The sequence below is a fragment of the Pseudomonas sp. 910_23 genome, assembly GCF_052850795.1.
This window is the reverse complement of sequence record NZ_VXCZ01000002.1, coordinates 43,737-66,792: the sequence shown is the minus strand read 5'-3', so window position 1 is coordinate 66,792 and position 23,056 is coordinate 43,737. Positions and strand designations below refer to the sequence as shown.

The window sequence follows — 23,056 nt, the reverse complement described above, 5'->3', positions numbered from 1 at the left end:
TTCGACATGCTGCATTTGTCCCGCCTCACTTCGCTGGCCCTGACGATCGCCCTGGTGATCGGCGCGCCTCTGGCTTTTGCCGACCAGGCTGCACCCGCTGCAATGGCCGCGACCACCAAGGCGCCGTTGCCGCTGGATGAGCTGCGCACCTTTGCCGAGGTCATGGACCGGATCAAGGCAGCGTATGTCGAACCCGTAGACGACAAGGCCCTGCTGGAAAATGCCATCAAGGGCATGCTCAGCAACCTCGACCCGCACTCCGCCTATCTGGGCCCTGAAGATTTCGCCGAGCTGCAGGAAAGCACCAGCGGCGAGTTCGGTGGCCTGGGCATCGAAGTGGGCTCCGAAGACGGCCAGATCAAAGTGGTCTCGCCCATCGACGATACCCCTGCGTCCAAGGCCGGTATCCAGGCCGGCGACCTGATCGTGAAGATCAACGGCCAGCCGACCCGTGGCCAGAGCATGACCGAGGCCGTCGACAAGATGCGCGGCAAGCTCGGCCAGAAAATCACCCTGACCCTGGTACGCGACGGCGGCAACCCGTTTGACGTGACCCTGGCCCGCGCGACCATCACGGTCAAGAGCGTGAAGAGCCAGTTGCTGGAGTCGGGTTACGGCTACATCCGTATCACCCAGTTCCAGGTCAAGACCGGCGACGAAGTGGCCAAGGCCCTGGCCAAGCTGCGCAAAGACAATGGCAAGAAACTCAACGGCATCGTGCTCGACCTGCGCAACAACCCCGGCGGCGTGTTGCAGTCGGCAGTTGAGGTGGTCGACCACTTTGTCACCAAGGGCCTGATCGTTTATACCAAAGGCCGTATCGCCAATTCCGAACTGCGCTTCTCGGCCACCGGCAACGACCTGAGCGAAAACGTGCCACTGGCGGTGCTGATCAACGGCGGCAGTGCCTCAGCGTCGGAAATCGTCGCCGGCGCGCTGCAAGACCTCAAGCGCGGCGTGCTGATGGGCACCACCAGTTTTGGCAAAGGTTCGGTGCAGACGGTGTTGCCGTTGAACAACGAACGCGCATTGAAAATCACCACAGCGCTGTATTACACACCGAACGGCCGCTCGATCCAGGCCCAAGGCATCGTGCCGGACATCGAAGTGCGCAGGGCCAAGATCACCAACGAGATCGACGGCGAGTACTACAAGGAGGCCGACCTGCAGGGTCACCTGGGCAATGGCAACGGCGGCGCCGACCAGCCTACCGGCAGTGGCGCCAAGGCCAAGCCGATGCCGCAGGACGATGACTACCAACTGGCCCAGGCACTGAGCCTGCTCAAGGGCCTGAGCATCACGCGCAGCCGTTGATCATGCGTTTTGCCCTGATCATCGCTGTGCTGTGCAGCCTGGCAGGGGTCGCTCACGCGGCCCCTGCCGGCGAACCCCACAAAGCCTACTTGACCCTCATCATCGACGACCTGGGGCAAAACCTGCCGCGCGATCGCCGTGTACTTGCGCTGCCCGGCCCGGTGACCGCCGCGATCATGCCCGACACGCCCCATGCCGCCGAATTCGCCCGCGAGGCGCACAAGGCCGGCAAGATCGTGATCCTGCACATGCCCATGGACCCGGCCACCGGCCCCTTCGCCTGGCACCCCGAGCTACCGGTGGAAGAACTCGGCAAGCGCCTGGACGCCGCGTTCCAGGCTGTGCCCTATACCGCCGGCATCAACAACCACATGGGCAGCCGCATGACCGCGCAGCCGCAGGCGATGGCGTGGTTGATGGCCGAGCTGCAACGACGCCACAAGTTCTTCGTGGACAGCCGCACCAGCGCGCAGACCGTCGCAGCCGCCGAGGCTCAGAAGATCGGCTTGGCGCATGTTTCGCGGGATGTGTTCCTCGATGACGAACGCACCGAGGCAGCAATTACCACCCAACTGCAAACCGCAATCAAGCTGGCGCATAAGCAGGGTTCGGCGGTGATGATCGGGCACCCTTACCCACAGACCCTGGCGGTGCTGGAGCGCGAGCTGCCCAAGCTCAAGGCCCAGGGTATCGACTGGATCGATATCAAGCTGATGATCAGCGTGCGCAGTAATCGGGCCATGAGTGCCCACGGCAAAAACGGCATTTACCGCTAAATGAAGGCAGCGAAGATCCAATGTGGGAGGGGGGCTTGCCCCCGATGGCGGTGTGTCAGCTGAAAATGTATTGGCTGATCTACTGCTATCGGGGCAAGCCCCCTCCCACATTTTGACCGCGTTTATTCTGCGCAACTGCCAACTTCAGAGGTAACGCGCCATGATTTCGTCTACACGACCGCTCTTGCGTAACTCATCCAGCGCAGCCTGGAGCTTGGCGACCACCTCATCAGGCACTTCCCTGTTCAACGCCAAATAAAGCTGCGCACTGTTGAACCGCAACACCGTCTTTAGCCCGTTCACACCAACCTGGCGCGCCAGGTAACGCCCGGCGGGATCGCCGGTGGCCCACAGGTCGATCTGGCCGTCCATGAGCTTTTGCGCATTGTCCTGATCGCGCAGAGCGACAACCGGATTGAGCCCCTGTTTTCCCAAGGTTTCGGCAATCGCGTCGCCCTTGTAAGCGCCGATCCTGTAGCGGCGGGCTTGCTCAAGCTCGTTGAGCTGGATCGTGCTGTCGGCCTTGGCCAGTAATACCCAATCGTCCGGCCCGATGGGGCCGACCCATTTGAACAAGGCTTCACGGTCCGGCAGCCGCGCCATCACAAATACACCGTAACCAGGCTTTTCCAGGGCGAGCTTGTAGATTCGCTCCCAAGGAAAACGCAACGTAAGGTTGTAGGAAATGCCGGCGCGCTGGAAGGTTTCGCGCACAATGTCCACGGCGATGCCTTCGATGTTCTCGTCCTTGGCGAAGTTCTTGCCGTTTTTCGCCATGTTGTAGGGCGGGAAATTTTCCGTCAGCAGCACCAGGGAGGCGTCAGACGGCTCTTCGGCTTGGGCCGTACCAGCCATGAGCAGCGAGGTACTGGCAAGGGCGAGCAGCAGGTGTTTGAACATGAAGGCTACCGGAATCCATGGCAAGCGCAGAGAGTGCCGCGAGCCTGCCATGGTGTCCAGCAGCGTTTAGCGAACGACGATACCGCGCGCTGCCATGTAGGCCTTGGCCTCAGGTACGGTGTATTCACCAAAGTGGAAAATACTCGCCGCCAGCACTGCGCTGGCATGGCCTTCGATAACACCGTCGGCCAAATGCTGCAGGTTACCGACGCCACCGGAGGCGATCACCGGGATACCCAGTGCATCGCTGATAGCGCGGGTCACGCCCAGGTCGAAGCCGTTTTTCATGCCGTCCTGGTCCATGCTGGTCAGCAGGATTTCACCGGCGCCCAAGCCTTCCATCTTCATCGCCCACTCCACCGCGTCCAGCCCGGTAGGTTTGCGCCCGCCGTGAGTGAAGATCTCCCAGCGCGGGGTTTCGCCCGGGCCGGAGACCTTCTTGGCGTCGATGGCGACCACGATGCACTGCGAGCCAAAGTGTTGCGCGGCTTCGCCGACGAACTCGGGGTTGAATACCGCGGCGGTGTTGATCGAGACCTTGTCCGCGCCGGCATTGAGCAGGTTGCGGATGTCTTGCACAGTGCGCACGCCACCGCCCACGGTCAACGGGATGAACACCTGGCTGGCCATGCGCTCGACGGTATGCAAGGTGGTGTCGCGGCCATCGACGCTGGCGGTAATGTCGAGAAAGGTAATCTCGTCGGCACCTTGCTCATCGTAGCGACGGGCGATTTCCACCGGGTCGCCGGCATCGCGGATGTTCTCGAACTTGACGCCCTTGACCACCCGACCGTTGTCGACGTCCAGGCAAGGGATGATGCGTTTGGCCAGCGCCATGGTCAGTCCTCAGCCGTTGTAGGCGTCGCAGTAAGCCTGGGCTTGCGCAACGTCCAGGGTGCCTTCGTAAATCGCACGGCCAGTGATGGCGCCGATGATGCCAGGCGCCTTGGCGTCCAGCAGCGACTTGATATCGCCCAGGTTGTGAATGCCGCCGGAAGCGATCACCGGAATCTTCGTGGCCGCTGCCAAGGCTGCGGTGAACGGCACATTGCAGCCCTGCATCATGCCGTCTTTGGCGATATCGGTATAAACAATGGCGGACACGCCGTCGGCTTCGAACTGCCTGGCCAGGTCGATCACCTGCACGGTGCTGATCTCAGCCCAGCCGTCGGTAGCAACGAAGCCGTCTTTGGCATCCAGGCCAACGATGACCTTGCCAGGAAACGCACGGCAGGCTTCGGCGACGAAGGCCGGGTCTTTCACGGCCTTGGTGCCGATGATCACGTAGCTCACGCCAGCTTTGACGTAATGCTCGATGGTTTCCAGGGAGCGAATGCCGCCGCCGATCTGGATCGGCAGGTTCGGGTAGCGTTTGGCAATCGCGGTGACCACCTCACCATTGACCGGCTGGCCTTCGAAGGCACCGTTCAAGTCCACCAGATGCAAACGACGGCAGCCACCTTCCACCCATTTGGCGGCCATGCTCACCGGGTCGTCGGAGAACACCGTGGAATCTTCCATGCGGCCCTGGCGCAGGCGTACACAAGCGCCGTCCTTGAGATCGATAGCGGGGATAATCAGCATCTGGCAAACCTTATTCGATATTCAGCAATGCTTGGGAAATCAGGGCTTCTCAAGCGACCACAAGTCGCTTTCGATGCTTTCGAACCTTTCCTTAAGGAGCGTCTGCGTGTCGAAAATCGCCCTGTTGTAATAGTGCGGCGCCACTTCGGTGGTGAACAGCTCAAGAATCTCAGCGACCTCGAACGAGCCCAGCTTGAGCTCGAAGCGGTCTTCCATGAAACGCTTGATCTTGTCGGTTGCCTCACGCTCTTGCTCGGGCGTGAGGTTCAAGATCGGCGGCTTCGGTTTCCTGGCCATTTACCAGCGACCATCCCACGCGGCGAAGTTCTGCAGCAATTGCAGGCCATGGGTATGGCTCTTTTCCGGGTGGAATTGCACGGCAAAACGCGAACCTTCGGCCAGCGCTGCGGCGAAGTCGACACCATAGTGCCCGCCACCCACCACCTGGCGCGGGTTACCGGCAGCGATGTAGTAGCTGTGCACGAAGTAGAAACGCGCCATGTCCGGGATTTCGTGCCACAGCGGGTGGTCGACGGTACGGCGCACCTCGTTCCAGCCCATGTGCGGGACCTTCAAATGCTCACCGTCTTCATGCAAGTCTTTGCCGAAGAACTTCACCTGGCCGGGAAACATACCGATGCAATCGACGCCGCCGTTCTCCTCACTGCTGTCGAGCAAGGCTTGCATGCCGACGCAGATACCGAGGAATGGACGATCCTGGCTGACCTCGCGCACCAGGCTGTCAAAGCCCAGGCGGCGGATTTCGGCTATGCAATCACGAATCGCACCGACGCCTGGGAACACCACTCTGTCGGCTTCGCGAATCACGTTGGCATCGCTGGTGATCAGCACCTTGCCGGCGCCTACGTGCTCGAGGGCCTTGGCCACCGAGTGCAGGTTGCCCATGCCGTAGTCGATAACCGCGACCGTCTGCATTACAGGACGCCCTTGGTCGACGGCATTTGCCCGCCCATGCGCTCATCGACTTCCACAGCCATGCGCAATGCGCGGCCGAAAGCCTTGAACACGGTTTCGATCTGGTGGTGGGTGTTGGTGCCGCGCAGGTTGTCGATATGCAGGCTGACAAGTGCGTGGTTGACGAAGCCCTGGAAGAATTCCTGGAACAGGTCCACATCAAAGCCACGGCCCACGTTGGCGCGGGTGTAGGGCACGTGCATCTGCAGGCCTGGGCGGCCGGAGAAGTCGATCACCACACGCGACAGCGCTTCATCCAGCGGAACATAGGCATGACCGTAGCGACGGATGCCTTTCTTGTCGCCGATGGCCTTGGCAAATGCCTGGCCGAGGGTTATGCCCACGTCTTCCACCATGTGGTGGTCGTCGATGTGCAGGTCGCCCTTGCCGACGATATCCAGGTCGATCAGCCCATGACGGGCGATCTGGTCCAGCATGTGCTCAAGAAAAGGGACACCGATATCAAATCGGGCCTTTCCGGTGCCATCCAGGTTGATCGAGGCTTTGATCTGGGTTTCCAGAGTGTCGCGCTCGACAGACGCCTTACGTTCGGCCATCACCAGCTCCGCAAAATCATTGGGCGAAAAAGGCAGCCATTATAGGGGCGCGGGCGCCAAACAGAAACATCGAAGGGGATAAGACTGACGGCGTGTCGGGGTTAGACATGTGCATACATGCATAACCAATGTGGGAGGGGGCTTGCTCCCGATAGCGGTAGATCAGTCAACAATGCACTGACTGATGCGCCGCCATCGGGAGCAAGCCCCCTCCCACAAGGGTTTTGCAGTGTTAGTGGAACAGTACCGCGGTCTTCTGCAGGGTCACCCACACACCCCACGCCAACGGAATACCCACCACCAGCCAGGCGGCGATCGCCAACGGCTTGCTGGCGGCGGAGGCCTTCCACTCCAGCACGGTGGACGCATCGGCACCCTTGTCATGCCCGAGAGCCTGTTCGGCGGCCAGTTCGGCATCGGTCATGAAGTACTTGTCGGCCACCGGGCGTACCAGCAGATTGCAGATGAAACCCAGCACCAGCAGACCGGCAAGGATGTACAAGGTGATGTCATACGCCGCGGCGCGTTCAACGCCGATGCTCAGCTGATATTCACGCAGGTAGTTCACCAGTACCGGCCCCAACACGCCCGCAGCAGCCCAGGCGGTCAACAGGCGACCGTGAATAGCACCGACCATCTGGGTACCGAACAAGTCGGCCAGGTAAGCCGGAACCGTCGCAAAACCACCGCCGTACATCGACAGGATGATGCAGAACGCCGCCACGAACAGCGCCACGTTGCCCAGATGCCCCAGGTTCGGGATCAGCGCGTACAGGGCAAAGCCCAGGGCGAAGAACACAAAGTAGGTATTCTTACGTCCCAGGTAGTCGGAGAACGACGCCCAGAAGAACCGGCCACCGATGTTGAACAGGCTCAACAGGCCGGTAAAACCAGCGGCAATGGCTGCAATGGAGGCAAGCTGACCGGCATCCAGCTGGCCAAATGGCACATCAACACCCAGCAACTTGCCGCCGAACACTTCCTGCAACAGTGGCGAGGCCATGCCGAGGATACCGATACCGGCCGATACATTCAGGCACAACACCAGCCATACCAGGCGGAATTGCGGGGTTTTCCACGCGACATTCACATGCACGTGGCGATGAGTGATCATCGCATTGCTGGCTTTTTTCGCCGGCGCGGTCCAGCCCTCAGGCTTCCAGCCGGTCGGCGGAACGCGATACAGCAGTGCGCCACCGATCATGAACACGAAGTAAATCGCCGCCATGACCACAAAGCTCTGCCATACACCTACGCTGGTCGGCGAAGAGAAATGGCCCATCAGTGCCGCAGCCAGGGGCGCACCCACCATCGCGCCGCCGCCAAAGCCCATGATCGCCATGCCGGTAGCCATGCCGCGCTTGTCCGGGAACCACTTGATCAAGGTCGAAACGGGCGAGATATAGCCCAGGCCCAGGCCGATACCGCCAATGACACCGGAGCCGATCCACATCAGCCAGATCTGGTGGGTATAGATACCCAGCGCCGAGATCAGCAGGCCACCGCACCAGCAGAACGCCGAGACGACACCGGCCTTGCGTGGCCCGGCATGTTCCAGCCAGCCGCCCCAGATCGCGGCCGAGCAGCCCAGGAAGATGAAGAACAAGGTGTAGATCCAGCCCAGCATGGAGATGGGCCAGTCGCATTGGGACGAGAAGACCTGGGCGATGAAGCTCATGTCTGGCGCGCAGGCGACCGGTGCGGTGATACCCAGCGCTTTGGACAACGGCAGCCAAAACACCGAGAAGCCGTAGGCCATGCCGATGCACAGGTGGATGGCCAGGGCGGCCGGTGGAACCAGCCAGCGGTTGAACCCCGGCTTGGCGATGATGCGCTCCTTGGACAGGAACGCAGGCTGTGCGGCGGCGGTGCCGGCCACAGTGCTAGTGCTCATTGGTGTTTCCCCCAGTTATTGGTATGCGTCCGTCAGGCGCTCTCCTCCTCGGCCTTGCACGCAAAGCGTGGCCGTTTTTTTGAGTGAAGCTCCATTTAAAGCGCGACGATACGTCGCAGAAGGCGGACGAACGTGCAGAGATTAGCATCAGTGGATGACAGAAAAATCAAACTGCCACTACCTTTTTTGGATTATCTGTACTTTTCTGACGTCAAAATCCCATTTCCGAGCTCCTGGATACAATGTAACGATCCGTGAACTGACGCAGGCCGTCGGGCGTTATACTCTTCGGCTAAATTTTGAAATCGACATACAAGGACTCGCCCATGAAAGCGTTCGGCAAAATCCTGGGTCTGGTACTTCTCGGGCTGTTGCTGATCATTGTGGCGCTCGGCTTTGCCCTGACCCACCTCTTCGATCCCAACGACTACAAAGAAGAAATTCGCCAGATAGCCCGCGACAAGGCCCACATCGAGCTGACGCTCAATGGCGATATCGGCTGGAGCCTGTTCCCCTGGCTGGGCCTGGAGTTGCACGAGGCCAGCGTCGCGACCCTGACCGCACCGACTCAACCTTTCGCCGATTTGCAGATGCTCGGCCTGTCGGTACGCGTACTTCCACTGCTGCGCCGCGAAGTGCAGATGAGCGATGTGCGTGTGGAGGGCCTGAACCTGCGCCTGAACCGCGACAAGCAAGGCCATGGCAACTGGGAAGACATCGGCAAGAACCTGCCCGACGAAACCACGGATACCCCTGCGCCGGCCCCCGTCGAACCGGTGGCTGAAACCAAACCGGAAAAACCCCCGCAGCCGATCCGCCTGGACATCGACAGCCTGACCATCAACAACGCTCGCGTTGAATACACCGATGAACAGACCGGCAAGCAATTGAGTGCCGAGAGCATCCAGTTGAGCGCCGGGGCCATCCACGAGGGCGCCAGCATTCCGCTCAAACTCACCGCGTTCCTGGGCAGCAACCAGCCGTTGATGCGCGTCAAGACCGAGCTGAACGGCAACTTGCGCATCCAGCGTGCCCTCAAGCGCTACCAGTTCGAAGACATGCGCCTGAGCGGCGAAGCCACCGGCGAGCCGCTGCAAGGCAAGACCGTGAGTTTCTCCACCCAGGGCCAATTGTTGGTGGATCTGGCGGCCAACGTCGCCGAATGGACCAACCTGAAACTGTCGGCCAACCAGTTGCGCGCCTTGGGCGAACTGAAGGTCAACGACCTGGACAAGACCCCGCAGGTCAGTGGTGCGTTGTCTGTGGCCCAGTTCGATCTGGCCAAGTTCCTTGAGAGCGTCGGCCACCCGCTGCCGGCCATGGCCCCAGGCAGCCTGAGCAAGGTCGAGCTGGTGAGTCGCCTCAAGGGCACGCCCACCAGCGTCGCCCTGGAAAATCTGAACCTGAAACTCGACGAAAGCACCTTCAGCGGCCGTGTCGCTGTCGATGATTTCGCCAAGCAGTCGCTGCGCGTACAGCTCAAGGCCGATACCTTCAATGCCGACAACTACTTGCCGGCCAAATCAGAAGCAGCCAAAGGCGCAACCGCCGCTCGCCAGGCCGAAGTGCAGAACAGCGAGGCCGGTGCGATGGCAGCCGGCGGCAACACGCCACTGCCGGACGCCCCGACCAAAGGCGCCTGGAGCACCGACAAGCTGCTGCCGCTGACCCGCCTGCGCAGCCTGGATATCGACGCCGACCTTGCGTTCGGCCAATTGACCCTGAGCCAGCTGCCGATCCAGAACGCGGCGCTGAAAGCCTCCGGCATCGACGGCCAGCTCAAGCTCGACACCCTGAGCGGTGGTCTCTACAACGGTACCTTCCAGGCCAATGGCACGCTCGATGTGCGCCAGGATCTCCCGCTTCTGGCCATGCAAACCCATATCAAGCAAGTACCGGTTGAGAAAATCCTGCAGGCCCAAGGGAAAAACCCGCCGGTCAAAGGCCAGGTCACCCTGGACAGCAACCTGACCGGGCGTGGCAACAGCCAGAAGGCACTGATCGACAGCCTCAACGGCACCGCCAGCTTTGTGATCAATAACGGTGTGTTGCTCAACGCCAATATCGAGCAACAGGTCTGCACCGGTATCGCCCTGCTCAACCGCAAGACCCTGGCCAGCACGCCACCGGGCAAGGACACCCCCTTCCAGGAACTGCGCGGCAACCTGACGTTGCGTAACGGCGTGGCCAGCAACCCTGACCTGAAAGTGCGTATCCCAGGGCTGACGGTCAATGGCAACGGCGATGTCGACTTGCGCGTGCAGGGCATGGACTACCGCGTCGGCATCATTGTCGAAGGCGACAAGCGCGAGGTGCCGGACCCGGCCTGCCAGGTCGGCGCCAACTTCCAGGGCATTGAAGTGCCGCTGCGCTGCCGTGGCCCGCTGGAGCTTGGCGCCAAGGCCTGCCGTCTGGACAAGGACGGCCTGGGCCAGGTCGCCCTCAAGGCTGCCGGCAATCGCCTGAACGAGAAATTGGAAGAGAAGCTCGACAAGGTCAATCCAAAAATCAAGGACGCCTTGAAAGGTCTGTTCAACCGATGAGAGACGAGCAGTTTTCAGCGGCGGTACTCGATTGGTACGACCGCCACGGCCGTCATGACCTGCCCTGGCAACAGGGCATCACCCCGTACCGGGTGTGGGTGTCGGAGATCATGCTGCAACAGACCCAGGTGAGCACTGTGCTCAATTACTTCGACCGGTTCATGGCATCCCTGCCGACGGTCGAAGCCCTGGCCGCCGCACCGGAAGACGAAGTGCTGCACCTGTGGACCGGCCTGGGCTACTACACCCGGGCGCGCAACCTGCAAAAGACCGCCAGGATCGTGGTGGCCGAATACGGCGGCGAATTCCCCCGCGACGTCGAAAAGCTCACCGAACTGCCGGGCATCGGCCTATCGACTGCCGGTGCGATAGCCAGCCTGAGCATGGGCCTGCGCGCGCCGATCCTCGATGGCAACGTCAAGCGCGTGCTGGCACGCTTTACCGCGCAGGAGGGCTACCCGGGCGAGCCCAAGGTGGCCAAACAACTGTGGGCCACCGCAGAGCGCTTTACACCCTTTGAGCGCGTCAATGCCTACACCCAGGCGATGATGGACATGGGCGCCACGCTCTGCACCCGCAGCAAGCCCAGTTGCTTGCTGTGCCCGCTGGAAAAAGGCTGCGAAGCCCACATGCTCGGCCTGGAGACGCGTTACCCGATCCCCAAGCCACGCAAGACCATCCCGCAAAAGCGCACGCTGATGCCCATGCTGGCGAACGCCGAGGGCGCGATCCTGCTTTACCGTCGCCCCTCCACGGGCCTGTGGGGCGGCTTGTGGAGCTTGCCCGAGCTGGATGACCTGAGCGACCTCGACCACCTGGCCAACCAGCACGCCCTCGCACTGGGCAAGCATCAGGAACTGCCGGGGTTGATCCACACCTTCAGCCACTTCCAACTGTCCATCGAACCCTGGCTGGTCCAGGTCGAGGAATCCGCCCATCACGTGGCCGAGGCCGACTGGCTCTGGTATAACCTCGCCACCCCGCCGCGCCTGGGCCTTGCCGCCCCGGTAAAGACGCTGCTCAAGCGCGCGGCCGACGTATTGAACGCAGGAGTTTCGTCATGACCCGCACCGTAATGTGCCGCAAGTACAAAGAAGAACTGGAAGGACTGGAACGCCCTCCGTACCCGGGCGCCAAGGGCCAGGACATATACGACAACGTTTCCGCCAAGGCCTGGGGTGACTGGCTGAAACACCAGACCCTGCTGATCAACGAAAAACGCCTGAACATGATGAACGCCGAAGACCGCAAATACCTGGCCGGTGAAATGGACAAGTTCTTTTCCGGCGAGGAATACGCCAAGGCCGACGGCTACGTGCCGCCTGCTCAATAATTGATCAAAAACCGGGGTCGGCACGTAAGCGACGGTAATAATTAAATATTTTTTGAAAACTTGCTTGACGACCCCCTGAAAAACCCGTTTAATGCGCCCCGTTGCCCAGATAGCTCAGTCGGTAGAGCAGGGGATTGAAAATCCCCGTGTCGGCGGTTCGATTCCGTCTCTGGGCACCAAAATACCGAGAAACCCCAAGGAACAATATGTTCCTTGGGGTTTTTTATTGCCTGCGATTTAATGGGCCCTGGATCACCCTGGACCCGGATGCCGAGCAGGAGCACCTTGAGTCAGGCAATCACGATACCGGCACCGATCAGGCCCATCGAGAGAGCCGTCGAGGGAGTGAGCCTTCCAAGCGCCTGGATTTGAATACTCTGTGGCGCCAGATAGTACGGACGCAAAAAATGCTCAAGGAAATATGTATGAAGTATTGCTGGATCGCACTTGCCCTGCTGCTTGGCGCCTGCGCAAGAACCCCATCCCCAGAGCAACTGGCAGAACAGCAGCTATGGGAACAACAGTTGATAAGCCATATACAACTGTTCAAATTTTACCCGGCAAACGCTCAGGCGCAGGGGCTGGAAGGCCAGGTCAATATTGAATTCATCATCGATGCCCACGGCAACTTGTTGCGTCAGCGCGTGATCAGTCACTCAGGCTCTGAGCTTTTTGTTGCTGCCGTGCAGGCATCTCTTCCAGCCGCATCGCCAATGCCTGCTCCGCCTGCGTCAGTTCTCAAGAATGGTGAAGTCGAGGTGCGCGCACCCTTTGTGTTTTGCCTGACCCCATCCTGCGCAGGCCAAGCTAAGCCCCAGAGCGATTGAGGCTTGTTTTTCACTGGCTTCAATCGTTCACCCTTTACCCCATTCACAGCTGTAAGGTTTCTTTCATGACACGCCTCTTGCTCTGCTCGCTATTACTGCTGACTGCACTACTCAGTGGATGCGCCACGCAAATGGACGTAGCGATCAACGCGACACCCGATCCGGACTATCACTTCGACCGCCAGGCAACCGTACTGGTGACATCCGTCGGGGGCAGCGACGAAAACGCACTCAATGCCCGGTATTACCTGCGCGACATGGTCAGCGCCATGAAGGACCAGGGCTTTCGCAATGTCTTTACCGACACCACGCTGCCCAAGAACCATGCACCGATCAAAATGACCATCACCCTTGATGTCGAAAGCAAGCAGGTCACTTACCGCTACACCGCTACCGAGTATGGCCAAGTGGCAAACAGCACCACCACACAGTGCAAGAAGAACAAGAAAAAGACCGATCAACTGACCTGCACCAGCACCCCGAACACCTCCTATGGCCCGGTAGGCACATCGGAACGCACCGGCTACACCACCCTCACCACCTTCCGGGCTACCGCTCGGGACGAGGCGAGCAGGCGCGCCGTGTACGTGCTTCGAGTATCGTCCTATAACGACGATTGCCAGGCGGCCAAGGTCGAAGCCTTCCTGGTGCAGCAGGGCCTGCAGAACCTGAACTTCCAGGACCGCGTGCAGCGCAATTACACGGTGACGATGCCTGAGGGGTATCGCTGCAAATAGCTTGCTCCCGTCCGGATACAGCTTGGGCACCCTGACCAAAGCCAACCGGACCTAGTTTCATTTGGGATATTTTTCACTTATCCGAACTGTTTTTTTGAGATAGTGTAGGGCCTCATCAGGCCCCTAACGCCTTCCCTACGGGCATCAAATCAGCCTGCTTTCGAGATAATCAAAATATCAATTGGAGATACTTTCCATATGCCCGAGTTTGCTCATCACGATCTGGAGCTATTGAACCCCTCGTTCGACTCGGGCCTGGTTGATGTTCTGAGCGAGCTGGAACACCTGCGCCGCCTGCAACTGGGTGGCGATACACCGCCTGCTGTTTTTTTCCAGTTGAAAGCCCTGTTTCATACGCTGGAAAGCCTGGGCTCTGCACGTATCGAGGGCAACCACACGACACTGGCCGACTACATCGAAAGCAAAGTCGAAGGGGCAGCCGAGGCTTCAGATCCGTTGCGGGAAATTGCGAATATCGAAAAGGCCATGGACTACGTCGAAAGCATCATGCAGACCGGCGCTGATCTCACGGAGTTTGCGATTCGAGAGCTTCACTCAATCACCGTCCAGGGACTGCAACGCGAAGGTGATCGTACGCCAGGTGCTTACCGCGAGTCCGGGGTCAGCATTGCCCAGTCCGATCACCTCCCGCCCGAGGCGGTGATGGTGCCAGGCTACATGCAAGAACTCGTCGCCTTTGTGAATAAGCAGGATGCCCCCAAGTACGATCTGATGAAAGTCGCGCTGGCCCACCACCGGTTTGGCTGGATCCACCCATTTGGCAACGGCAATGGCCGCGTCGTGCGCCTTCTGACGTACGCAATGTTGATGAAGTACGGCTTCAACGTGAGCGCTGGCGGCCGAGTCCTGAATCCGACGGCAGTCTTCTGTATCGACCGCGAAAAGTATTACTCGATGCTTTCCACCGCTGACACAGGCACCAAGGAAGGCCTTGAGGCTTGGTGTACGTATGTGCTGGCAGGCATTAGAGATGAATTAGAGAAAGTCAGCAGGCTGACGGACTACCGCTACCTGACCAGGCACATTCTTGCCCCCACCATTGCATTGGCGAAAGACCGCGCATGGATAACGCCTCTTGAAGAGAAAATTCTGAGCACGGCGATCCAACTGAAGGTGGTCAAGTCGGGCGATATCGCTGACGCTCTACCCACACTGTCCGCCGCCCAAAGAACCTATCAAATAAAAAAACTGGTCGACCAAGGGATGCTGCTTCCCATCAGTCCAGGCGCTCGGCAGTACACAATCGGGTTCTCAAATAATTATTTGATCAGAGGGGTTATCAAATCCCTGCGCGAAGAAGGCTTTATCCCTGAGCAGCTGGACAAACCTTATCCATGAGGAGGCCCGCCAAGTTGCCCCCTCACTTCAGCAAAAACACCATCAACGGATTGTCATTCAACCGCCCCGCAAAGCTTGGCGCCAATTGCTCCACCGGCGAGCCCTTCAACAGCGCAGTCTCCTTGCGCGACACAATCACCCAGGATGGCCGGGGCAGCTCACTCAGTTTCTCAAGCTGGTGACGCCCGACAAACAGTGGCTGCTCATCGTGATCCAGGTTCATCATGTAGCGCACCGCCCAGGTGTCCCGGGCCAGGTCGACAAACACCAAAGGGCCAGGCTGCGACTCACGCAGCGCCTCCACCTGGCTGACAAACCGTCGGGTGTCGAATTGCAGGTCCTTGGCCGGTTCTATCACCGCTACCAGCAGCAACCATTGCGCCGCCAGTGCGATCACGCTGAGCCATACCAGACGCAACGGCCGGCGCCAGGCAATCAACGCCGCGAGTTGCAACACCACCAACGCACCAATCATCAGCGGCAGGGAAATATCCGGCCAATAGCCCTGCTTGTGCCAGGCGTTCCGACACACAAACAACACAACCACGCACAACGCCGGTAACGCTGCGACAAGCCCTTCGTAACAACGGCGCACGCCCAACAGCCAACCTTGCGCCTGGAGCAGCCCATAGGCCGCAACAGCCGCAAACATCGGCACCATCGGCAAGATGTAATAAGCGCGCTTGAAGTGCGGCACCGACAACCCGAGCAGAATCATCAAGCCACACGCCCCGAGGCGCACTAGCAGTTGCACCTGCCCGTCGACCCAGCGCTCCAGCCAGCGATGGCGTAGCGCGACCAGAGTGGCTAACGCCAGCGGCACCACCGGGAAGTAACGGTACAAACTCAGCTGGAAATAGAAATAGAACGGCTCACCGGACTCATCCAGGCGCCCGCCGACCTGCATCCTGAACACTTCATCAGCAAAGGCATCACCGCCACTCAATCGCGCAAGCTTCATCAGCAGCCACCAGCACACTGCTAGCAGCACCAGGCCGATAACGCCGTGGATCAGGACTTGCCGGACGCGTTCGCCCGGACTGCCCAGCGCCCAATACACGCACACCACCCCACACACCTCGATCAACCCCAGCGGGCCACGAATCGCAAAGGCCAGAACGAACAACGGGAACACCGCCAGTTGCCGCAGCGTCGACCCCAGGCGCTCACCACTGTGCAGCAGATAGAAGCTGCCGACACACAGCAGCGCGATCATCTGGTCCAGGCAGACCGAGCGCGATTTTTCGAGCAACTGGGTGGTAAGCAGCGTCAGGAGCACCGTCAAAAATGCCCATGGGCGACTGAACGGCGCCAGCAAGCGGTACATCAGCGCGATCACACCGGCCGATGCGAGCGCGGTGGGCAGCACATTCGCCAGATGGTTCGGCGCATCAAACCAGCGAGCGAATACAAAACTGAAGAAGGTCGCGGTGCCTGGGTAGTCCGCGTAAGGCTGACCGTAAGTGGTGGGGAAAAAACTTGCGCCGTGGCGAAACATTTCCTGCATGAACAGCGCCCAGCGCCCATCAAAGCCCTGGGGCTGCTGATCCCAGATTCCCAACGTGAACAACAACAGGGCGATCAGAAAGAGGCCCAAGGACTCCAGGCGAAAACGGTTGCGATGATCCATCGGGTGACCTGTCAGGTGGGAAGCGCTGGCGTATGGTGCCGAGCACTGCCCTGAATAGCGCCTGAACGAACCTGAACATTCACGCTTTTATCGACTTGCGGGCCACACCACTGCCGGGATCAGGCGAACGTAGACCAACTCGGCCACCAGCTCGACCAGGGTTTGCAGGATCACCGCCGCGGCAGCCAACCCGCGCATGTCCTCCGGCAAGGCCAGCGCCAATGGCAATACCACCAGCGAGTTGCGCGTCGAAGCACTGAACGTCACCGCCCGTGCGCTTGGTGCAGGCAGCGCAAACAATCGCGCAGCCAGGATCCCCATCAACGGCGCCAGCAGTACGAAGCCCAGGTAGATCGCAAGCACCGGCAGCAACAGGTCGAAGTCGCGCATCACCGATGTGATTTGCGACCCGATCACCACGAACAGCACCAGGGCCATCGCCGGCACCGGCAACCACGCCCACGCACTGCTCCATTTGTCGACCAGCCTTGATCGTCGCGCCAGGTAGGCCGTCAGCACAGCCAGCAGCATCGGCACCACGATCAACAACAGGAATGCCTCGATAAACGGGCCGATCTCAACCACCACACCCGAGTGCGCCCCCAGCATAAAACCCAGGTACACCGGCAGCAGTGCCAACTGCAACAGCAACAGCAACGGTGTGGCCGCCAGCATCAACCGCGAATCGCCCTTGCCGATGTGGGTGAACACCACCACGTAATCAATACAAGGCGTCAACAACACCAGCAAGGCCCCCACCAACAGCGCAGGATGCCCCAACAGGCCTCGGGTCAGCGCCCACACCAGCAATGGCACCAGAATAAAATTGGCCAGCAACAACGCCGAGACAAAGCGGATATTGCCCAAACCCTGGCGCAGATCGAGGAAAGGAATCTGCAGGAACATCGCGTACATCAATACCGCGATGGCAGGCGTGATCAATACGCTCAAACCGTGAGCCAGTAGCGGCGTGTATACACCACAGGCAGCGGCCAGCAGGATGGCGACAAAATAGAGAGGGATCTGGTTATGCTCAAGGGCATCGCGGGTCATGAAGACGCTCTGGCAGATGACAAAGGCATAGCCTATTGATCTATGGCCTGGTGGTCGAGCGCGATGAACGACCAAACCCCGCCCGGATTTCCTTGGGATTTGCCCCAACCTGCGCTTCAATACTCCACCCCGATCCAGAACCCAAGGATGTTGAGCCCATGGCCTCGCCGAACAAGCAGCAAAAACGCGCCCAGCGGGCAAAGACCAAGGCCAAGCAAAACCGCACCCAGCGCGCCGTCGCGGCCAAGCCGGATGCGTTCGCCGGCGACGACAGCCGCATCGATCTTGAATCGGTGGACTTGACCGAACTGTTCGTCGAGATGCGCACCGCAGGCGAGATCAGCCAGCAGGCACTGTGCGCGGTATTCCTGGCGCACCCGCTGTTGGCGCTGGTGCTGGAGCAGGAAGGTGAAGAGGAAGCGACCGACTTTATCCTGGCGGCGCTGATTGAATATAGGCAGTGGGCCACTGACAGCGATGACGAGGCCGCTGCGTTGGCGTGGATCGAATCGCCGCAGTTCCAGGCGGACTATGTAGCAGCATCCCAGGCGCTGACAGCCTCAACAGACTGACACATATCAAAATGTGGGAGGGGGCTTGCTCCCTCCCACATTTGCACCACATTCCGTCAGTTGAGCACTGCTGCGCCTGATTTCTGGGCCTTGCCGCAGCTCGCCACTACCAATACCACCTGCAAGCTCAGCATCTCAGTCGCTGACAACCTCAGCAGACTGACGCGCATCAAAATGTGGGAGGGGGCTTGCTCCCGATGGCAGAGTCTCAGTCGACATCTCAGTGACTGACACACTGCATCGGGAGCAAGCCCCCTCCCACATTTGCATCACATTCCGTCAGTTGAGCACTGCTGCACCTGATTTCTGGGCCTTGTCGCAGCTCGCCACTACCAATACCACCTGCAAGCTCAGCATCTCAGTCGCTGACAACCTCAACAGACTGACACATATCAAAATGTGGGAGGGGGCTTGCTCCCGATGGCAGAGTCTCAGTCGACATCTCAGTGACTGACACTCTGCATCGGGAGCAAGCCCCCTCCCACATTTGCACCACATTCCGTCAGTTGAGCACTGCTGCGCCTGATTTCTGGGCCTTGCCGCAGCTCGCCACTACCAATACCTCCTGCAAGCTCAGCATCTCAGTCGCTGACAACCTCAGCAGACTGACGCGTATCAAAATGTGGGAGGGGGCTTGCTCCCGATGGCAGAGTCTCAGTCGACATCTCAGTGACTGACACACTGCATCGGGAGCAAGCCCCCTCCCACATTTGCACCACATCCCGTCAGTTGAGCACTGCTGCGCCTACCTTCTGGGCCTTGCGGCGGCTCGCCACGAACAACCCCGCCAACACCACCAGCAAGCTCAACACTCCCGTCGCGATGATCTCGACCCGGTGCGCTTCCTGGAACAGCATGATGGTCAACGTACCGACGATAAACACCATCACGGCGTACGTCAGGCCAGGAAACAGCCACATCTTGAACACGATCTGCTCGCCCGCCGCCGCACGCTTTTGACGCATGCGCAGTTGCGACACGGCAATCACCAGGTACACCAGCAACGCAATGGCGCCGGAACTGGCCAGCAGGAATTCGAACACGGCCGCCGGGGCCACGTAGTTGGCAAATACCGCCAGGAACGCCGCACCGGTGGACAGCAACACCGCCCAATAAGGTGTACCACTTTTGTTGGTGCGCTTGGCCACCGCTGGTGCATCACCGCGACGCCCGAGGGAGAACAACATACGCGAGGCGGTGTAGAGCGCCGAGTTGAGGCAACTGGTAACAGCCACCAGCACCACCAGGTCGACGATCAGCTTGGCATTCGGGATGCCCATGCGCTCAAGTACCGTCTGGTAGGAACCTACGGCGGCCAGGGTCGGATCGTTCCAAGGCACCAGCGACACGACAATGAAGATCGACAGCAGGTAGAACAAACCAATCCGCCAGATGACCGAGTTGGTGGCCTTGGTGATTTGCTGGCCGGGGTTCTTGGATTCCGCTGCAGCGATGGTCACGATCTCAGTGCCCATGAACGAGAACATGGTGGTCAGGATCGCTGCCAGAACCGCGCCCATCCCATTAGGCATAAAGCCCTGGGTATCGAACAGGTGCGAAACACCGCTGACCTGGCTGGTGGGCAAAAAGCCGAAAATCGCGGCCAGGCCGAGGATTACAAAGCCGACGATGGCCACGACTTTGATCAATGCAAACCAGAACTCGAACTCACCGTAGTTCTTCACGCTGAACAGGTTGGTTGCAGTCAGCAACAACGTAATGACCAGGGTAAACACCCAAATCGCCACGTCGGGGAACCAGGCGTGCAGGATAGTCGCCGCCGCGTTGGCTTCCAACGGAATCACCAGCACCCAGAACCACCAGTACAACCAACCAATGGTAAACCCAGCCCAGTGACCGATTGCGCGGTCGGCATAGGTAGAGAACGAACCGGTATCGGGTGACGCAACAGCCATCTCGGCCAGCATCCGCATCACCAGCACCACCAACGTACCGGCGGCCGCGTAGGCCAGCAGCACGGCGGGGCCGGCGGCAGCAATCGCATGGCCAGAGCCGACAAACAAACCTGCGCCGATTACGCCGGCAATCGACAGCATGGTGACATGCCGCGGCTTGAGCCCCTGTTCGAGGTCATTGGAGCTTTGAGTACTACTCATTGACACACCTTTGCGAGGAATTGCGAAAACGGGTTCGCCCGGCCTGCAGCCTTTCTCGTGAAAAGAATCCAACAGGGCGTTCTTTATTTTTTACGCAAGATTTGCGCCAAAATGTAACAGAGCCGCCATTGACGCGGGCTGTAGGACAATTCATCAGCGCTCGCAAGTCTTTGAGAATCATGGCATTCCGCTATAGCGTTACCGTGCGACTCACCTTCAAGCCAATCAGGCGCACCAAAAACACACACAAAAAGTACGTGACGCCCCATAAACGGGCTGATATGGACCGTTTGCCCGGTTAACCCTTCCAACACCCGGCCAAAGCTGGCACCATCGCGCCCTTTTTTACGCGAAGCCTGTGGATCTTTCCGGTTCAAACGTCTGTAGGTTGTTGATGGCGCGACACGCTACTGCGCCGATGCGACACACTGCCGCAGACCACCAGTTAACCGTCCGCAGCGCTGTTGGCTGTCATCCAAACGCTATGCTAGCTTGGCGCCTCGCCAGGAAGGCGGCCCAACAGCGAAGATCGCAACGAACACAATGAGGACCGCACATGGCCCAGGCCACGCCCGCGCTTGAAATCCGCAACTTGCACAAACGCTATGGTGAGCTTGAGGTACTCAAGGGTATCTCGCTGACCGCTCGCGACGGCGATGTGATCTCGATCCTGGGTTCCTCCGGTTCCGGCAAGTCCACCTTCCTGCGTTGCATCAACCTGCTGGAAAACCCGCATCAGGGCCAGATCCTGGTAGCTGGCGAAGAGCTCAAGCTCAAGGCCGCAAAAAACGGCGAGCTGATGGCCGCCGACGGCAAGCAGATCAACCGCCTGCGCAGCGAAATTGGTTTTGTGTTTCAAAACTTTAACCTGTGGCCGCACATGAGCATCCTCGACAACATCATCGAGGCCCCTCGTCGCGTACTCGGCCAAAGCAAGGCTGAAGCAATAGAAGTGGCCGAGGCCTTGCTGGCCAAGGTCGGTATTGCCGACAAGCGTCACGCCTACCCTGCACAACTCTCCGGCGGCCAGCAACAACGGGCGGCGATTGCGCGCACTCTGGCGATGCAACCCAAGGTCATCCTGTTCGATGAACCCACGTCGGCGCTTGACCCGGAAATGGTTCAGGAAGTACTTAATGTGATCCGCGCACTGGCCGAAGAAGGCCGCACCATGCTGCTGGTCACCCACGAAATGGGCTTCGCCCGCCAGGTATCCAGCGAAGTGGTGTTTTTGCACCAGGGCCTGGTCGAAGAGCAAGGATCGCCACAGCAGGTGTTTGAAAACCCGCTTTCGGCGCGCTGCAAACAATTCATGTCCAGCAACCGCTAACGGAGCAACATGCATGCAGACCTATAAGAAATTCCTTCTGGCCGCGGCCGTCTCGATGGCGTTCAGCGCCACGGCCATGGCAGAAACCTTGAAAATGGGGATCGAAGCGGCTTACCCGCCCTTCAACAATAAAGACGCCAGCGGCAACGTAGTGGGCTTCGACAAGGACATCGGCGACGCCTTGTGCGCCAAGATGAAAGTCGAGAAGTGCGAAGTGTATGTGTCCGACTGGGACGGCATCATCCCGGCCTTGAACGCCAAGAAGTTCGACTTCCTGGTGTCTTCGCTGTCGATCACCGATGAGCGCAAGCAAGCGGTTGACTTCACCGACCCGTACTACTCGAACAAGCTGCAGTTCATCGCGCCAAAAGCCACGGCAGACTTCAAGACTGACGCCGCTTACCTGAAGGGCAAGGTGATCGGTGCACAGCGTGCAACGCTGGCCGGTACCTACCTGGAAGACAAGCTGCCGGACACCGAAGCCAAGCTCTACGACACTCAGGAAAACGCCTACCTCGACCTGACCTCCGGTCGCCTTGACGGCATCCTCGCCGACAAGTACGTGCAGTACGAGTGGCTCAAGAGCAAAGATGGTTCGGCCTATGAGTTCAAAGGCGACCCGGTGGTGGAAAGCGACAAGATCGGTATCGCCGTACGCAAGGGCGACCCGTTGCGCGAGCGCCTGAACAAAGCCCTGGCAGAGATCAAGGCAGACGGCACCTACAAAAAGATCAACGACAAGTACTTCCCGTTCAGCATCGAATGACCTGAACGGCCTGCCCGGCGCGCTCCTGTGAGCGCGTCGGCTTTCAGCAATGCCTGCCGCGATATGAAAACACCATGAATTTCGATCTCTACGGATTCGGCCCGGCCCTCGCCGCCGGCGCGCTGATGACCGTCAAACTGGCGCTCACGGCCCTGTGCCTGGGGCTGGTGCTCGGCCTTGCCGGCGCCTTGGCCAAGACTTCGCCGTACAAGCCGCTGCAATGGCTGGGCGGTGCGTATTCGACCATCGTTCGCGGTATTCCCGAATTACTGTGGGTGCTGCTGATTTACTTCGGCACCGTCAACCTGATGCGAGCCCTGGGTGAGTTTTTTGGCAACCCCGACCTGTCGCTGAGTGCCTTCGCCGCCGGCGTCATCGCCCTGGGCCTGTGCTTCGGCGCCTACGCCACCGAAGTGTTTCGCGGCGCGATCCTCGCCATTCCCAAGGGCCACCGCGAAGCCGGTGTGGCATTGGGGCTGTCGAAATTTCGGATTTTCACCCGGTTGATCATGCCGCAGATGTGGCGTATCGCTCTGCCGGGCCTGGGCAACCTGTTCATGATCCTGATGAAGGACACCGCACTGGTGTCGGTGATCGGCCTTGAAGAGATCATGCGCCACGCGCAAATCGGCGTGACCGTGACCAAGCAGCCATTCACCTTCTTCATGGTCGCAGCGTTCATGTACCTGGGCCTGACCGTACTGGCGATGACGAGCATGCACTTCCTGGAAAAACGCGCCGCCCGCGGCTTTGCAAGGAGCACCCAATGAGCGGCGACTACAGCTGGCT

General features: G+C 59.7%; 22 protein-coding genes and 1 tRNA gene. 13 read left to right on the top strand and 10 right to left on the bottom strand.

Annotated elements, in window-relative coordinates; all coding sequences use genetic code 11:
- The first annotated feature begins 6 nt into the window (after positions 1 to 6).
- Both FW800_RS02500 and FW800_RS02495 read left to right on the top strand, forming a co-directional pair.
- Positions 7 to 1,314, top strand: a complete 1,308-nt coding sequence (locus FW800_RS02500) for a S41 family peptidase (RefSeq protein WP_005783925.1) — start codon at positions 7 to 9, stop codon at positions 1,312 to 1,314.
- Positions 1,315 to 1,316: 2 nt separating this feature from the next.
- Complete coding sequence (locus FW800_RS02495; protein WP_005783923.1) at positions 1,317 to 2,090, top strand: divergent polysaccharide deacetylase family protein; 774 nt, start codon at positions 1,317 to 1,319, stop codon at positions 2,088 to 2,090.
- 144 nt (positions 2,091 to 2,234) lie between these two features.
- On the opposite strand, the gene FW800_RS02490 is transcribed toward FW800_RS02495, so the two are convergent.
- The 7 genes from FW800_RS02490 to FW800_RS02460 form a co-directional block, all read right to left on the bottom strand.
- Positions 2,235 to 2,990 (bottom strand): substrate-binding periplasmic protein, encoded by a 756-nt coding sequence (locus FW800_RS02490; protein WP_446436908.1) that lies wholly within the window; start codon positions 2,988 to 2,990, stop codon positions 2,235 to 2,237.
- Positions 2,991 to 3,056: 66 nt separating this feature from the next.
- The gene (hisF, locus tag FW800_RS02485) at positions 3,057 to 3,827 is read right to left on the bottom strand and encodes an imidazole glycerol phosphate synthase subunit HisF (protein WP_003171107.1); all 771 of its coding nucleotides are present in this window, start codon (positions 3,825 to 3,827) and stop codon (positions 3,057 to 3,059) included.
- A gap of 9 nt (positions 3,828 to 3,836) precedes the next feature.
- Complete coding sequence (gene hisA, locus FW800_RS02480) at positions 3,837 to 4,574, bottom strand: 1-(5-phosphoribosyl)-5-[(5-phosphoribosylamino)methylideneamino]imidazole-4-carboxamide isomerase (RefSeq protein ID WP_003171106.1); 738 nt, start codon at positions 4,572 to 4,574, stop codon at positions 3,837 to 3,839.
- A gap of 39 nt (positions 4,575 to 4,613) precedes the next feature.
- Complete coding sequence (locus FW800_RS02475) at positions 4,614 to 4,871, bottom strand: DUF2164 domain-containing protein (RefSeq protein ID WP_032878360.1); 258 nt, start codon at positions 4,869 to 4,871, stop codon at positions 4,614 to 4,616.
- Positions 4,872 to 5,510 (bottom strand): imidazole glycerol phosphate synthase subunit HisH, encoded by a 639-nt coding sequence (gene hisH, locus FW800_RS02470; RefSeq protein ID WP_446436907.1) that lies wholly within the window; start codon positions 5,508 to 5,510, stop codon positions 4,872 to 4,874. It lies immediately after the preceding gene.
- A complete protein-coding gene (hisB, locus tag FW800_RS02465) occupies positions 5,510 to 6,106 on the bottom strand; it encodes an imidazoleglycerol-phosphate dehydratase HisB (protein ID WP_003187781.1) in 597 nt (198 codons plus the stop codon). Before hisB ends, hisH begins: the two co-directional genes overlap by 1 nt.
- A 232-nt stretch (positions 6,107 to 6,338) precedes the next feature.
- The gene (locus FW800_RS02460) at positions 6,339 to 8,000 is read right to left on the bottom strand and encodes an OFA family MFS transporter (protein WP_446436906.1); all 1,662 of its coding nucleotides are present in this window, start codon (positions 7,998 to 8,000) and stop codon (positions 6,339 to 6,341) included.
- 326 nt (positions 8,001 to 8,326) lie between these two features.
- On the opposite strand from FW800_RS02460, the gene FW800_RS02455 reads away from it, so the two are divergent.
- From FW800_RS02455 to FW800_RS02425, 7 genes are all read left to right on the top strand, one after another.
- The gene (locus FW800_RS02455) at positions 8,327 to 10,543 is read left to right on the top strand and encodes an AsmA family protein (RefSeq protein WP_446436905.1); all 2,217 of its coding nucleotides are present in this window, start codon (positions 8,327 to 8,329) and stop codon (positions 10,541 to 10,543) included.
- On the top strand, positions 10,540 to 11,607 hold the full coding sequence (mutY, locus tag FW800_RS02450) for an A/G-specific adenine glycosylase (RefSeq protein WP_446436904.1): 1,068 nt from the start codon (positions 10,540 to 10,542) through the stop codon (positions 11,605 to 11,607). The genes FW800_RS02455 and mutY overlap by 4 nt, the downstream gene beginning before the upstream one ends.
- A complete protein-coding gene (locus FW800_RS02445) occupies positions 11,604 to 11,876 on the top strand; it encodes an oxidative damage protection protein (protein ID WP_043047303.1) in 273 nt (90 codons plus the stop codon). The genes mutY and FW800_RS02445 overlap by 4 nt, the downstream gene beginning before the upstream one ends.
- A gap of 103 nt (positions 11,877 to 11,979) precedes the next feature.
- Positions 11,980 to 12,055, top strand: a tRNA-Phe gene (locus FW800_RS02440).
- A 27-nt stretch (positions 12,056 to 12,082) separates the two neighbouring features.
- A complete protein-coding gene (locus tag FW800_RS02435; RefSeq protein ID WP_446436903.1) occupies positions 12,083 to 12,703 on the top strand; it encodes an energy transducer TonB in 621 nt (206 codons plus the stop codon).
- Between the two features lie 65 nt (positions 12,704 to 12,768).
- On the top strand, positions 12,769 to 13,440 hold the full coding sequence (locus FW800_RS02430; protein WP_005783902.1) for a hypothetical protein: 672 nt from the start codon (positions 12,769 to 12,771) through the stop codon (positions 13,438 to 13,440).
- A 198-nt stretch (positions 13,441 to 13,638) separates the two neighbouring features.
- Positions 13,639 to 14,799: a Fic family protein gene (locus FW800_RS02425; protein ID WP_032878370.1), complete on the top strand. Its 1,161-nt coding sequence runs from the start codon at positions 13,639 to 13,641 to the stop codon at positions 14,797 to 14,799.
- A gap of 22 nt (positions 14,800 to 14,821) precedes the next feature.
- Here the strand turns inward: FW800_RS02425 and FW800_RS02420 are convergent, their stop codons facing one another.
- Positions 14,822 to 16,429, bottom strand: coding sequence for a hypothetical protein (locus FW800_RS02420; RefSeq protein ID WP_446436902.1), 1,608 nt, complete (start codon positions 16,427 to 16,429; stop codon positions 14,822 to 14,824).
- 87 nt (positions 16,430 to 16,516) lie between these two features.
- Positions 16,517 to 17,482: an arsenic resistance protein gene (locus tag FW800_RS02415; protein ID WP_446436901.1), complete on the bottom strand. Its 966-nt coding sequence runs from the start codon at positions 17,480 to 17,482 to the stop codon at positions 16,517 to 16,519.
- A 158-nt stretch (positions 17,483 to 17,640) separates the two neighbouring features.
- Between FW800_RS02415 and FW800_RS02410 the strand changes: the two genes are divergently transcribed.
- Positions 17,641 to 18,054, top strand: a complete 414-nt coding sequence (locus tag FW800_RS02410; protein ID WP_005783897.1) for a hypothetical protein — start codon at positions 17,641 to 17,643, stop codon at positions 18,052 to 18,054.
- Between the two features lie 725 nt (positions 18,055 to 18,779).
- Here FW800_RS02410 and gabP read toward each other — a convergent pair.
- Positions 18,780 to 20,171, bottom strand: coding sequence for a GABA permease (gene gabP / locus FW800_RS02405; RefSeq protein WP_078820059.1), 1,392 nt, complete (start codon positions 20,169 to 20,171; stop codon positions 18,780 to 18,782).
- A 556-nt stretch (positions 20,172 to 20,727) separates the two neighbouring features.
- Here gabP and FW800_RS02400 point away from each other — a divergent pair.
- The 3 genes from FW800_RS02400 (at position 20,728) to FW800_RS02390 (ending at position 23,037) form a co-directional block, all read left to right on the top strand.
- Positions 20,728 to 21,501 carry an ABC transporter ATP-binding protein gene (locus FW800_RS02400; RefSeq protein ID WP_003187760.1) on the top strand — a complete coding sequence of 258 codons (774 nt, stop codon included), beginning with the start codon at positions 20,728 to 20,730 and terminating at the stop codon, positions 21,499 to 21,501.
- A 13-nt stretch (positions 21,502 to 21,514) separates the two neighbouring features.
- A complete protein-coding gene (locus FW800_RS02395; RefSeq protein ID WP_005783892.1) occupies positions 21,515 to 22,267 on the top strand; it encodes an ABC transporter substrate-binding protein in 753 nt (250 codons plus the stop codon).
- 74 nt (positions 22,268 to 22,341) lie between these two features.
- On the top strand, positions 22,342 to 23,037 hold the full coding sequence (locus FW800_RS02390; protein WP_005783890.1) for an ABC transporter permease: 696 nt from the start codon (positions 22,342 to 22,344) through the stop codon (positions 23,035 to 23,037).
- Positions 23,038 to 23,056 lie beyond the last annotated feature (19 nt).

Excerpts from the sequence above, each read along its gene's own strand:
- FW800_RS02500 (WP_005783925.1), top strand. The coding sequence starts at position 7 with ATGCTGCATTTGTCCCGCCTCACTTCGCTGGCCCTGACGATCGCCCTG.
- FW800_RS02495 (WP_005783923.1), top strand. The coding sequence starts at position 1,317 with ATGCGTTTTGCCCTGATCATCGCTGTGCTGTGCAGCCTGGCAGGGGTC.
- FW800_RS02490 (WP_446436908.1), bottom strand. The coding sequence starts at position 2,990 with ATGTTCAAACACCTGCTGCTCGCCCTTGCCAGTACCTCGCTGCTCATG.
- hisF (WP_003171107.1), bottom strand. The coding sequence starts at position 3,827 with ATGGCGCTGGCCAAACGCATCATCCCTTGCCTGGACGTCGACAACGGT.
- hisA (WP_003171106.1), bottom strand. The coding sequence starts at position 4,574 with ATGCTGATTATCCCCGCTATCGATCTCAAGGACGGCGCTTGTGTACGC.
- FW800_RS02475 (WP_032878360.1), bottom strand. The coding sequence starts at position 4,871 with ATGGCCAGGAAACCGAAGCCGCCGATCTTGAACCTCACGCCCGAGCAA.
- hisH (WP_446436907.1), bottom strand. The coding sequence starts at position 5,510 with ATGCAGACGGTCGCGGTTATCGACTACGGCATGGGCAACCTGCACTCG.
- hisB (WP_003187781.1), bottom strand. The coding sequence starts at position 6,106 with ATGGCCGAACGTAAGGCGTCTGTCGAGCGCGACACTCTGGAAACCCAG.
- FW800_RS02460 (WP_446436906.1), bottom strand. The coding sequence starts at position 8,000 with ATGAGCACTAGCACTGTGGCCGGCACCGCCGCCGCACAGCCTGCGTTC.
- FW800_RS02455 (WP_446436905.1), top strand. The coding sequence starts at position 8,327 with ATGAAAGCGTTCGGCAAAATCCTGGGTCTGGTACTTCTCGGGCTGTTG.
- mutY (WP_446436904.1), top strand. The coding sequence starts at position 10,540 with ATGAGAGACGAGCAGTTTTCAGCGGCGGTACTCGATTGGTACGACCGC.
- FW800_RS02445 (WP_043047303.1), top strand. The coding sequence starts at position 11,604 with ATGACCCGCACCGTAATGTGCCGCAAGTACAAAGAAGAACTGGAAGGA.
- FW800_RS02435 (WP_446436903.1), top strand. The coding sequence starts at position 12,083 with ATGTTCCTTGGGGTTTTTTATTGCCTGCGATTTAATGGGCCCTGGATC.
- FW800_RS02430 (WP_005783902.1), top strand. The coding sequence starts at position 12,769 with ATGACACGCCTCTTGCTCTGCTCGCTATTACTGCTGACTGCACTACTC.
- FW800_RS02425 (WP_032878370.1), top strand. The coding sequence starts at position 13,639 with ATGCCCGAGTTTGCTCATCACGATCTGGAGCTATTGAACCCCTCGTTC.
- FW800_RS02420 (WP_446436902.1), bottom strand. The coding sequence starts at position 16,429 with ATGGATCATCGCAACCGTTTTCGCCTGGAGTCCTTGGGCCTCTTTCTG.
- FW800_RS02415 (WP_446436901.1), bottom strand. The coding sequence starts at position 17,482 with ATGACCCGCGATGCCCTTGAGCATAACCAGATCCCTCTCTATTTTGTC.
- FW800_RS02410 (WP_005783897.1), top strand. The coding sequence starts at position 17,641 with ATGGCCTCGCCGAACAAGCAGCAAAAACGCGCCCAGCGGGCAAAGACC.
- gabP (WP_078820059.1), bottom strand. The coding sequence starts at position 20,171 with ATGAGTAGTACTCAAAGCTCCAATGACCTCGAACAGGGGCTCAAGCCG.
- FW800_RS02400 (WP_003187760.1), top strand. The coding sequence starts at position 20,728 with ATGGCCCAGGCCACGCCCGCGCTTGAAATCCGCAACTTGCACAAACGC.
- FW800_RS02395 (WP_005783892.1), top strand. The coding sequence starts at position 21,515 with ATGCAGACCTATAAGAAATTCCTTCTGGCCGCGGCCGTCTCGATGGCG.
- FW800_RS02390 (WP_005783890.1), top strand. The coding sequence starts at position 22,342 with ATGAATTTCGATCTCTACGGATTCGGCCCGGCCCTCGCCGCCGGCGCG.